This is a genomic window from Verrucomicrobiia bacterium (assembly GCA_035495615.1).
In the GTDB taxonomy this organism is placed as follows: Bacteria; Omnitrophota; Omnitrophia; order Omnitrophales; family Aquincolibacteriaceae; genus DATJFP01.
In genome coordinates, this window is record DATJFP010000088.1 from 111349 (window position 1) to 121398 (window position 10050).

The 10050-nt window shown below is 59.0% G+C and carries 11 protein-coding genes; 2 read left to right on the forward strand and 9 right to left on the reverse strand.

The genetic code is table 11. The features are described from left to right. Positions 1–10 precede the first annotated feature (10 nt). Genes VL688_11235 through VL688_11270 form a run of 8 tightly spaced genes read right to left on the reverse strand, consistent with a single transcriptional unit; the run spans position 11 to position 8197 of the window. A complete protein-coding gene (locus VL688_11235) occupies positions 11–799 on the reverse strand; it encodes a tetratricopeptide repeat protein (GenBank protein ID HTL48620.1) in 789 nt (262 codons plus the stop codon). After that, positions 790–2730: a BatD family protein gene (locus VL688_11240; protein HTL48621.1), complete on the reverse strand. Its 1941-nt coding sequence runs from the start codon at positions 2728–2730 to the stop codon at positions 790–792. Before VL688_11240 ends, VL688_11235 begins: the two co-directional genes overlap by 10 nt. Positions 2731–2781: 51 nt before the next feature. Further along, positions 2782–3741 carry a ParB N-terminal domain-containing protein gene (locus tag VL688_11245; GenBank protein HTL48622.1) on the reverse strand — a complete coding sequence of 320 codons (960 nt, stop codon included), beginning with the start codon at positions 3739–3741 and terminating at the stop codon, positions 2782–2784. Continuing rightward, positions 3723–4850, reverse strand: a complete 1128-nt coding sequence (locus VL688_11250) for a tetratricopeptide repeat protein (protein ID HTL48623.1) — start codon at positions 4848–4850, stop codon at positions 3723–3725. Before VL688_11250 ends, VL688_11245 begins: the two co-directional genes overlap by 19 nt. Next, entirely contained in the window at positions 4847–5989 is a 1143-nt protein-coding gene (locus VL688_11255; protein HTL48624.1) for a M48 family metallopeptidase, read from the reverse strand. Before VL688_11255 ends, VL688_11250 begins: the two co-directional genes overlap by 4 nt. Further along, positions 5956–6681: an alpha/beta fold hydrolase gene (locus VL688_11260; protein HTL48625.1), complete on the reverse strand. Its 726-nt coding sequence runs from the start codon at positions 6679–6681 to the stop codon at positions 5956–5958. Before VL688_11260 ends, VL688_11255 begins: the two co-directional genes overlap by 34 nt. After that, the gene (locus tag VL688_11265) at positions 6678–7442 is read right to left on the reverse strand and encodes an endonuclease/exonuclease/phosphatase family protein (GenBank protein HTL48626.1); all 765 of its coding nucleotides are present in this window, start codon (positions 7440–7442) and stop codon (positions 6678–6680) included. Before VL688_11265 ends, VL688_11260 begins: the two co-directional genes overlap by 4 nt. Before the next feature lie 2 nt (positions 7443–7444). Next, positions 7445–8197: a lysophospholipid acyltransferase family protein gene (locus VL688_11270; GenBank protein ID HTL48627.1), complete on the reverse strand. Its 753-nt coding sequence runs from the start codon at positions 8195–8197 to the stop codon at positions 7445–7447. A gap of 151 nt (positions 8198–8348) precedes the next feature. On the opposite strand from VL688_11270, the gene VL688_11275 reads away from it, so the two are divergent. Together VL688_11275 and VL688_11280 are read left to right on the forward strand one after the other, a co-directional pair. After that, a complete protein-coding gene (locus tag VL688_11275) occupies positions 8349–8663 on the forward strand; it encodes a metal-sulfur cluster assembly factor (protein ID HTL48628.1) in 315 nt (104 codons plus the stop codon). Positions 8664–8676: 13 nt separating this feature from the next. Then, positions 8677–9360 carry a tetratricopeptide repeat protein gene (locus VL688_11280; GenBank protein ID HTL48629.1) on the forward strand — a complete coding sequence of 228 codons (684 nt, stop codon included), beginning with the start codon at positions 8677–8679 and terminating at the stop codon, positions 9358–9360. 3 nt (positions 9361–9363) lie between these two features. Here the strand turns inward: VL688_11280 and VL688_11285 are convergent. Then, on the reverse strand, positions 9364–10050 hold a 687-nt coding region (locus tag VL688_11285), incomplete at its 5' end, for a hypothetical protein (protein ID HTL48630.1).

A 10050-nucleotide genomic window follows, 5' to 3' on the forward strand; every position in this document is an offset into this window, starting at 1 on the left:
AAATTTTCCTTTATGAAAGTTTCGAGACTTCTTCGATGTCTTTGTTCTGGACCCATCCGCTTTCCAGATTCACGAGAAGGACGCGGCTCCAATCCTTGCGCGTGTCCACGACGTAGGCCTTGAGCCCCTGCCCCAGTCGGAACGAGACCTGAGAATCCAGCGAAGGCCCGAAGCGCACCTCGGCTTCCTTGGCCGTCACGATCGCATCGCGCATCATGTGGGTTTCCACGCTCTTTCCGCCGGCCAGCACGAGGCCCACGGACAAAAATGCGAGCAGCGTTTTCCGGAACCAGCCCCACGGCTCGCCGCGGCGGTAATTCAGGGAAAAGATCCAACTCGAAAGAAACAGGAAAGCCGCGGCAAACAACAGAAGGTTCGTTTCTTTTTCCCGGAAATAATTCAGGACTTCCTCTCCCGCTTTCACGTACCAGTTGCGCTTGTCGTCGACGTGGTATTCGAGCAGGCTGTTGGCGTAATCCAGATTGTGCCGCACGTCCGGGTCTCGCGGCGCTTTGAGCTTGGCTCTTTCGTAAGCCAGGATGGCGCCGCCCAGATCGCCGTCCTTGAAAAGGCTGTTGCCCAGGTCGTAGGAAAAAACAGCGGCCGTGGGATATTGATGCTGGAGCTTGCGGTACATGTCCGCGGCTTCCTTGAAATGGTTTTGCCGGAAGGCTTCGTTCGCCCGCTCAAAAAGCATCACGTCGTCGGAAGCCATCGCCGCCGCGGGCAGCGCGCGGGCGCCGAGAACGAACGCGAGCACGGCAAGGGCCTTGAATAAGCGCGGAGCATTCAGCGGCATATTTTCTCCATCCTCTGGACCGACTTGCGGATGACATCCAAGGCGCGGTGTTTGATTTCCTTGTCCACCTTGACCATGCCGAAACGCGATTCGTCGAAGATATTGTAGAGATCCATGATTTCTTTATAAAGCGGGTCCTGCGTGCCCAGCCTCTTGGCCAATTCGCGCTCCACTTCCATGCGCGTGCCTCCGAGCGCGGACAGATTGAATTTGTCGGCGAGGTATTGTGTGAGCACCTTGTCCGCTTCCTGAAAAAAAACGCGGCCGGTTTCGTCTTTGGCGTCGTTCATGAGCGGCCTCAGCTTCCCGGCCTTCGACAGGGCCTGCGACTTGGCCTGGCGCCGGCGGCGAAGCGCATTGTCTTTTTCGTAAATACGCTCGGTCCGGTGCTGTAGAAACGTCAGGATCAGCCAGGCCGCCATGAGAATGTCGAGCCCGAGCATAAGATAGTAAAGTCCGGACACGATCGTTTCCGTCCGCTCGTCCGGCAGGCGTTCGTGGATGTAGCGGATGTCCTGGCCTTCGGCCTTCACGTCCTTTTTGAAGACGTCCTGTTTGCTCAATTCGCGCGGGATTTCGAAAGGCTTGTCCGAAGGCTTGACGTCCAGTTTGAATTCCGGCGTCTTCAGGGGCACGTAGCGCTGGGCCTGCGGATTGAAGAAGCTGAACTCCACGGGCGGGATCGTCATGCTGCCCGCTTTTTTCGGGATGAACACCACTTCGAAGGTTTTCTTGCCTCCGATCACGACGCCGCTTTTGTAAAGCTGGGTGGACGCGTCGCCGTCGTAGACCTTGAAGTCCGGAAACTCCGGAAGGTTGGGCCGGTTCATGGTCTCGAGATTGCCCTGGCCTTCCAGGACGAGCGTCATGGTCACGGGCTCGTTCTGCTGCACCGAAGTCTTGTCGAGCGTCGCGGTCATCTTGAAATCGCCCACGGCGCCGGAAAAGCTCGCGGGCTTTCCCTGCTCGGGAAGCGGCTTCACCTTGATCTGGATGGGCTGGGGCGTGAGCAGCCGGTTCTCGCGCCGCGCAAAAAAGCTGCCGCCGCTGAAAAAACTGTCGTCGAAGAAATCGTCGAAGATGCTGGTCTGCTGCGGCTGCTGGCGGATGGACGCGCGGATCACGCCGGGTTTCACCGTGTAATCGGCCGCGGACGTCGGAAAAAGCGCGATCTTGCGGATATCGGCCTTCACATAGCGCTTGCCGTTCACGGTGACAGTTTCCCTTTCCACTTCGCGCTCCATGGGAAATTCCTCGATCCAGAAGCCGCTGATTTCCGGTTCCTGCTCGAAGCCTTCGTAGCGCGTGTCGTAGCGCGTGTAAAGCGAGTAAGTCAGCAGCACCTGCTGATTGGGATACACGCTGTTCTTGTCGACCCAGGCCTGGACGAAGATGTTGTCGTCCGCGCCTTCGGTCGTGGGCGTGGGCGGCTGGATCGGTGCTTGGGGCCCGGCATTGGAAACCGGCGCACTCCTCGGGGCGGACGGCGGCGGCGCGTTGAGCGGCTGCAGCATGGGATTGTTCTGCGCGCCCATTTGCGGCGGCGCCTGTCCCTGCGACACGTCGATCGTGATAGGTTCGGTCCGGAAAACGCGGCCCTGGACCGTGACGTCGATGGGATTGAGCGTGAAGTTTCCTGCCGTACGCGGCACGAGCACGTAACTGAATTCCACGGTGGAACTCGAACGGCCGTTCACAAACGTGATGTGGGAGGCGCGGCCGGTGTAGAACGTGTCGAAGCCCTCGAACGAAGGAAGGCGGGGCGCCTGGATGTTGCCTGTGGCGCCGTCGATCCGGATGCTCAAACGGATTTCCTCGCCCACGTGAGCGGAGCGCTTGTCAAACGTGGACGTGACCTGAATGTCTTCGGCGAAAGCCAGACCGCCCGCAATGATGCAGGCTGCCAGCATCCCCCCCAAAATTTTTTTCATAAGCCCGTCGGTCTTAAGGTAGATGGATGAGGTCCGGATAAATGGGGGGTATTATAGCATGATTTCAAACAAGGAGTGAACGGAACTTCTTTTCTTTTTAAGGACTTCCATCAATTCGTCGAAGGCCCGCGCATCCCGGACTTTGGCACGGAGAACCAGCCCCTCATCCTCGAAATAAGGCGGCGGTTCCAGCTTCAGGCCCGGATACGCGCGCTCAATTTCCCGAGCGGCCGGGTCGAATTTGCCGCGGCAGTCCGCCAGCCTCGGGAAACGCAATTCCTTGATCGCCTGGAAGAGATTTTCGCCTGCGGCCCGCAAGTCGTTCTTGGGACCGGCTAAGGCCTTTTGCAGCGCCGGTTCCTGCCAGTAAACCTCGAGCCCCTTCTTCCCGCTTTTCAGCAGGTCGGCCAGCCATTCCAGGGCCTGGGTCATTTGGCCGGAGGTCCAGCGCAGGGACTCCCCTGTTAACTTCACGAACGCTTTTTGATCCGCGGGAGAGAACCGGAGGAAAGACGAAACGCCGCGGAAAGGAATTTTACCGGCGCTCACCGCTTCGAGGATCGCGGGATCGAGGCCGGCAAGCGCTTTGGCTTCGGCGAGCACGGGATCGCCGGATTCAATGCCGAGCGCGGGCAGGACTTCGGCGCGCACCGCGTCTTCGGTGAATCCAAAATCCCGCAGCGCGCGGAGAACGGCGCAGCCGCGGTCAAGGTCCGAGAGATTCTGGTTCCAGTTGGAAAGGACGGCCAGAAGATAAAGCTCCTGCGGCGCCAGATCTTCTTCCACGAGCATCGCAGAAACCTGCCGGACGTTTGCCTTGCGCGCCGCGGCCAGGCGTTTATGGCCGGCGATCACATGCCCGGATGCCGCGTGCAGGACGATCGGATACAGCACTCCGTGCCGGGCAATCGAAGCCTCGAGGCCGGGATCGTCCGTGCTGAAACGCAGGCCATAAGGAAAATCCCGAGGCAGGGCCGCAACTTCCACGGGGGTCAAAGCGTTTCTTTCCATTCCTGCTCCAGCCGGGAAGTGGAGATGCGAAGGACTTCGCGAAGCGCTTCATCGCTGTTCTTGCCTTTCGCCATTTCTTCCAGGACTTGTTTGACGCGGAACATGCCGTAGCGGTTGATGAGGTAGCTGACGACTTGAAAAGACTGTTCGTAGAAAAGGTTGATCGCGACCGGGTCCTGCAGGGACAGCGCGCCGCCGTGCGAGAGCAGCTGGTCCATGGGAATGAGCTTGCCGCCGTGGGCCGCGGACTTGAACATGAGAAGCGGATTTTTCTGCACCTTGTCTTCCTCGAATTCGGCAAGCCCCTCGTTGATCCAGGCCGGCGCGCGCGACTGGCTGATGTCCGCCACGAAGGCGTGGGTCATTTCATGCGCGGTCAGCGCCTTCAGCTCCTTGGGGCTGAAGCCTTTCTTGTACGCGGGCATGCGGATCTTTCCGTCGTAGACGCCGGCGGCCCAGTGCGGGAGCTTGGTCAGGTTTTTGAATTCGTCTTCGTCGTACATGAGCACCACGACCTTGTGTTTGAAGTAGTAGCCGAAATCTTTGGAAAGGTCCTCGTACGTCGTCCGCAGAAGCTCGCGCACCTGGAAGCCGTCGTAGGCGTCTTCTTCCCCGTGGTATTTAATGATGAAATGCCGCTCATTGTAGGACGACATGTCCTTTTCCACGAGCGTCTCATCGCGCAGCTTCTCGAGCTTTTTCTTCAGCGTATCCCGCGGCTGCAGCTCGAAGGCCTTCTGGTATTCCTTTTTGGCCTCCGGCAGCTTCTGCTGGAAATAATGGATGTCCCCCATCAGTTCGTAAGCCAGCGCGTTGTTGGGGTCGTATTTAAGCGAGTCTTCGAACGCGGTAAGCGCCATGTCATATTCGTGGCGCTCGTAAAGCTCGACGCCCTGGTTGTAGAGCTCGATCGCCAGCGGCGTTTGCGGCAGCTTCGCGTCCTTCGGGTCTTTCAGGAAAAAGCCGAGCAGTTCCACGCGCTGGCGTTTTTCGAGCGCCGTCTGCGCGGCGGACTTTTTTTCCACGGCTTCCAGGCGCGGCAGGGCGATCAACAGCCCGGCGGCAAGGGCGCCCAGGGCGGCCGCCGGCAGGCGGCGGGAAATCTTCATGAAGCGGCGCTCCACTTTCTCGCCATTTCGATTCTCCGCGGAATCGAGGGATGATCGTAGAAAAACCATTCGTACACCGGGTGCGGGCTTGTGTCCGCGAGATTCACCCGGCCGAGTTTCTCCATGCAGGAAATGAAAGTGTCCACAGACTTCACCGCCTCGAGCGCGAAACGGTCCGCCGCGCGTTCCAGGGAGCGTGAAAAAACGCTCTGCACCGGCGTGAGCAGGGTTCCCGCAATCGTGAAGATCAGGAAAAGAAGCGGCAGGGCCAGGAGGTCCCCGGCGCCGTCAAAGCCCAGCGCGCGCGACGACGCTTCCAGCGTGTGGAAGGCCAGATAAAAAATCGCGAGCGAGCTCACGCTCCCAAGCGCCACCTGCTTGAGGATGTCCCTGTGCTTGTAATGGCCCAGCTCATGCGCCACGACAATCTCGATTTCTTCCGGGGAAAAATGCTCGATCAGCGTGTCGCTTAGGACCACGCGCTTGCCTTTTCCCATGCCCATGAAGGCCGCGTTCGCCTTTTTCGTGGTCTTGCTCAGATTCAGAGAATACAGGTTTTCGATCGGCAGCCCATAGCGGTCGGTCAGCGCCAGGATGCGGCCGCGGAGCGCCTGGTCCTGCACCCTGTCGTACTTATAGAAAAGCGGGACGATCAGCACCGGAAAGACTTTGCCGATCACGACGCTCAGCACCACGTACGCCGCCCAGCCCAGCACCCACCAGGCCGCCGGAAATTTCCAGATGAAAACATACAGGCCGGTGACGAGCGCGACTGAAAGCAGCGTGGTCAGGACGGTTTTCTTGATCGTGAACCCCACCCATCCGCCGAACGTCTGATTAGAAAGGCCATAGCGGTGCTCGATCGTGAACTCGGAGTAATAAGCCAGCGGCAGATTCGCCAAAAAGAAAACAAGCGACAGGAAAAGATAATAAAGCGCCGCTTCGCCGTAACGGTTGGCCGTGAATCCGGACGCAGCCCCCGCGAGCCAGCGAGTTACGGGCGTGAAAGCAACCAGCGCAAGCAGCAGCGGCGACCAGACAAGATGGATCAGCGTGAGGTTCTCTTTGATCCTCTGGTACGACTTGGCATCGCGGGCCTGCCCTTTCAGGCTTTCGGCATTTCCTCTTGATTCATCCATTTCAGCACTTCCTCTTTGAGTCCTTTGACGTTGTCCAGCATTTCCGAGCCGTGGCCGCCTTTGGGGTAGGTCAGCAATTTTTTCGAGCCTGGCGTTTTTTCATAAAGCTGCTTCGCGTTTTCGACCGCGCCGGCATCGTCCTCCGCGGCCGCGATCAGGATGCGCGCCTGCGTGAGTTTCGTGACCGCCTGATCCGTGGGAACCGGCCCCATGCGGATCCCCGGCGTAAACAGCACCAGCCCCCTGACCGCGGGATCCTCCGCCGCGTGCAGCACGCTGAGCGAGGCGCCGAAGCTGGAGCCCACGAGCCAGAGATTGTCCGGCCGGTGGAGAAAATCCACGGCCGCGGCCAGATCGCGGAGCGTGCTGAGCCGGCCTTCGCCCGTGAAATTGCGCCAATCCAGCTCCTCGCCGTTCCAGGAAGTGCTCATGCCGTGGCCGCGCAGGTCAAGGGCCATCGTGGACCACCCGTTGTCATTCAAAAACTTCTTAAAATTGTACCATTCCGAAAGGTTCGTACCAAGCCCGTGCACGAGAAGCGCGGTGCCCTTGGGTGAAGGCACGGGCTGATACTCGTAGGCCAGCGAAACGCCGTCGGATGTCTTGAGATAACTTTGCGACGCGCAGCCGGCCGCGGCAAAAACAAAAATCCCGGCGGCGATTTTTTGAAGGCTTCGAAGGCGCTTGATCATGCTCCGTGCAGGTCCAGGGTTGCAAGGACACCGAAATGGTCTGAAGGCCACACACCCCGCGCATCGGGCCGGTCCAAAACGATTTTGATGCCGGCAGGATGCGCGCCGCGCGCCTTTCCTGGTTTGAAAAAAACGTAGTCGATGCGGCGTTCCGGCAGCAGCGCGCCGGATACGCGGTTGCATTCTTCCAGGGTGTACGGATTACGGTTGCACCAGGTCAATCCCGGCTCGCCCGCGCAAAGAGAACCAAAAACATCGACGAAGCCGTGGCGCCGGATTTCCTCGATCGCGCCGGATACCGGCGGAGAGTTGAAATCTCCGGCCGCGACCGCGGGTAATTTCCCGGCCTTTTCCCCGGCCCAGCGCATCAGCTCACGCGCCTGCGCCTCGCGCACCGCGTCATCGTGCGGCAGCCACGAAAGATGCGTGTTGAAAAACGCCGCGGGCCCGTCTGGCAATTGGATCTCGGCATGCAGCGCGTAGCGCCGGTAAGATTCGGACGGTGAGCGCGTGTCATAGGTCCGCAATTCGCTGCGCGAAACCGGATAGCGGGAAAGGAAAACCAGGCCCGCCGCATCGTCGCCATAAATCAATTCTGCAAAATTCAGGCGCCGCTGCACTGCATCCGCCCAGGCGCGGTTGAAGACTTCCTGCAGCGCGATCACGTCCGCGTCCAAAGCGGCGAGTTCTCCGAGGGCGAATTCCCACCGGTCCTGCCACGGCCCCCGCTCCTGCCAGGTATTCCACGTGAGGACCTTCATCGCTATTTTCCCGCCCGGATGGCCGCGAGTTCCGCCCGCATCCGGTCTTCGACTTCCTGCCGCGTTTTTTCGATGGCGGCGGGATCGCGCAACGGCGGCGGCACGGGCTTCAGGACACGCATGCGCAGCCGGACCAAGTCGCGCATCAGCCAGGAATGCTTGGGAATCACCTTTCCGGTGCCGTCGATCACGACAGGCAGGATGGAAACGTTTTCATCGGAGGCGACTTTGAAGGCTCCCGACTTGAATTCTTTGATTTCCCCGTCTTCAGATCGCGTGCCTTCCGGGAAAAAAAGCACGCCGATTTTATTCTGCAGCAGCCTGCGCGCCTCGGCAACGGCCTGCCGCGCGCTTTCTTTGTTTCCCCTCACGAGCGGGACATAACCGGCCAGGCCCAGATGCCATCCGAGGAAAGGAATGCTGAAAAGCTCCCTCTTGGCGAGAAATTTGAAATGCGTGTCGAGACCCGCGAGCACCACGAAAATATCCACGATGCTTTGATGGTTGCCCACAATCACATAGGGCGTCCCGGGCTGCAGGTTTTCCAGACCTTCGAAGATCCGGCTCTGGCCGGGATTGAGACTGAGCAGGCATTTTGCCCAAAGCCGGGAAACGCCGTGCATTTTTTTCCGGCTGCCTTTGTCGAGCAGGATGCTGAAAGGCAGGACAAAAATAAGGCCGAACAGGTAAAAGGCCACCGTGACGAAAAACATCATGCCCCAGGAATAAAGGGAATACACGACGGCCAGGGGCAAGGGACGTCTTTTATTTGGACTTTCGGACGGATGCATGGCCCGCATTCTAACGAGCTTCGCTTTAAAGAAAAACAAAAAAATGAGCTCCGCCGCCCCGGACCGGTTTTACCAAGCCCATTGACGGCCACGAGTTAGACGCCTAAAATAGCGCATGATCGCCACCAAAGACCAAGTCATCGCCGCGTGCAAGAAATGTTTCGATCCCGAAATCCCGGTCAACGTCTGGGACCTCGGCCTGATTTACGACATCGATGTAAACGCTCAAAGCGGCGCCATCCTCGTCAAGATGTCCCTGACTTCGCAATCCTGCCCTTCGGCCCAGCAGATCCCCAACCAGCTCCGGCAGCAAATCGCGCAGGACTGCAAGACCGACGAAGTGGAAGTCGAAGTCGTCTTTGAGCCGGCATGGACGCCGGAACGCATCAGCGAAGAAGGCAAGAAAAAACTCGGCATCGAAGACGCATGATCTTCCCGAGACCATGAGTCCGGATTCCTCCGCCGATCAAATTTACCGGGACGCTCTCGAACATTACAAGCACGGCCGTCAAGAAGAGGCCTTGAACGGCCTGCGCCGCGTCCTCGAGCTTTCCCCTTCCCACGAAGATGCCTGCGAAGCACTGTCGGTCATCCTCTACAACCAGCAGAAATACGACGATGCCGCCGCGCTCCTCAAACAATGGATCTCGCGTCATCCCGATACTGTCATGGCCCACACCAATCTCTCGCGCTGCTACGTGGCCAAGGGCATGATCGCCGAAGCCGAGCATGAGCAGGCCGAAGCCCGGCGTCTGACGTGGAAAGCCGAACTGAAATCGAAAAAGGCCGTCATGCCCAAGGCCGATTACGACGCGCAGATCGAGCGTTACAAAAAGATCATCGAGTTCGATCCGGCGGACGTGCTGGGCTACTTCAGTCTTGGGACCGTGTACCTGGAATGCGGTAGGAAGCGCGAGGCTCTCGATACTTTTGAAAAAGCCGTGCACGTCGACCCCAAACACACGGCGTCTTACCTTGGCCTGGGGCAGGCGCTGGAAAGCCTGGGCGACGTGGAAAAGGCGAAAAAGATTTACCGCCAGGGCATCCAGGTGGCGGAAGCGTCCGGAGACATGATGCCGCAGAAGAAAATGGAATCGCGGATAAAGGCCCTGGAAAGCGGAATGTAGGGATTACGCGGCGCGGAGGATCGAGGCCGCGGATTCGAAGGCCTGAACGAGTTTGGTAATGACGGCACCGATGCCGTTGAGCGCGTCTTTCTGGACGCGGTAGGTCACGTTTTGAAGCTGGTCGTTCTTTTCGCGGAGCAGCACGCCTTCGATTTCAGGAAGGTTCGACAATTCCTGGGTCATGTTTTGCGCGGCCCGGCCCGCCACGAAGTTCTGGGCAATGTCGAGATCCGATTTGCCGAGCGCGTCGCTGGTGACCACCGTGGCCTGGAAGGTAAACGCCCCAATGAGGCTGGACGTGCCGTTGGCCGCCAGGATGAGGTACTTGCCGCGGGACTTGCCTTCGTCGGTTTTCACGGCCTCAATCAGCCGCGTGTCTTTCTCGATCTTTTTACTGAAAATTCCGTCCAGCCTTTTCTTGATGGCCTGCCCGTTGCGAGGCGCAAATTCCGCGGTCAGGCGCTGCCTGAGATCCGGCATTTCCACGCCGGACGCGGCAAATACTTTTTCGACCTGCGCCACGAGCCCCGCCGCCGAGGCGCTGAAGGCATCGACGTCCTGCTCACCTTCCGGCGAGGTAAAAACGTAAAAGATTTTCAGCGCGGGATTCAGCGCAAGCTGCGAAGCCAGGGCGATGATTTCGTTTTCATTCAAAAGCTTGTCGGTAAGGATGACGGCATGGCCTTCCTC

Excerpts from the sequence above, each read along its gene's own strand:
- VL688_11245 (HTL48622.1), bottom strand. The coding sequence starts at position 3,741 with ATGGAAAGAAACGCTTTGACCCCCGTGGAAGTTGCGGCCCTGCCTCGG.
- VL688_11255 (HTL48624.1), bottom strand. The coding sequence starts at position 5,989 with ATGGATGAATCAAGAGGAAATGCCGAAAGCCTGAAAGGGCAGGCCCGC.
- VL688_11235 (HTL48620.1), bottom strand. The coding sequence starts at position 799 with ATGCCGCTGAATGCTCCGCGCTTATTCAAGGCCCTTGCCGTGCTCGCG.
- VL688_11265 (HTL48626.1), bottom strand. The coding sequence starts at position 7,442 with ATGAAGGTCCTCACGTGGAATACCTGGCAGGAGCGGGGGCCGTGGCAG.
- VL688_11260 (HTL48625.1), bottom strand. The coding sequence starts at position 6,681 with ATGATCAAGCGCCTTCGAAGCCTTCAAAAAATCGCCGCCGGGATTTTT.
- VL688_11280 (HTL48629.1), top strand. The coding sequence starts at position 8,677 with ATGAGTCCGGATTCCTCCGCCGATCAAATTTACCGGGACGCTCTCGAA.
- VL688_11275 (HTL48628.1), top strand. The coding sequence starts at position 8,349 with ATGATCGCCACCAAAGACCAAGTCATCGCCGCGTGCAAGAAATGTTTC.
- VL688_11240 (HTL48621.1), bottom strand. The coding sequence starts at position 2,730 with ATGAAAAAAATTTTGGGGGGGATGCTGGCAGCCTGCATCATTGCGGGC.
- VL688_11250 (HTL48623.1), bottom strand. The coding sequence starts at position 4,850 with ATGAAGATTTCCCGCCGCCTGCCGGCGGCCGCCCTGGGCGCCCTTGCC.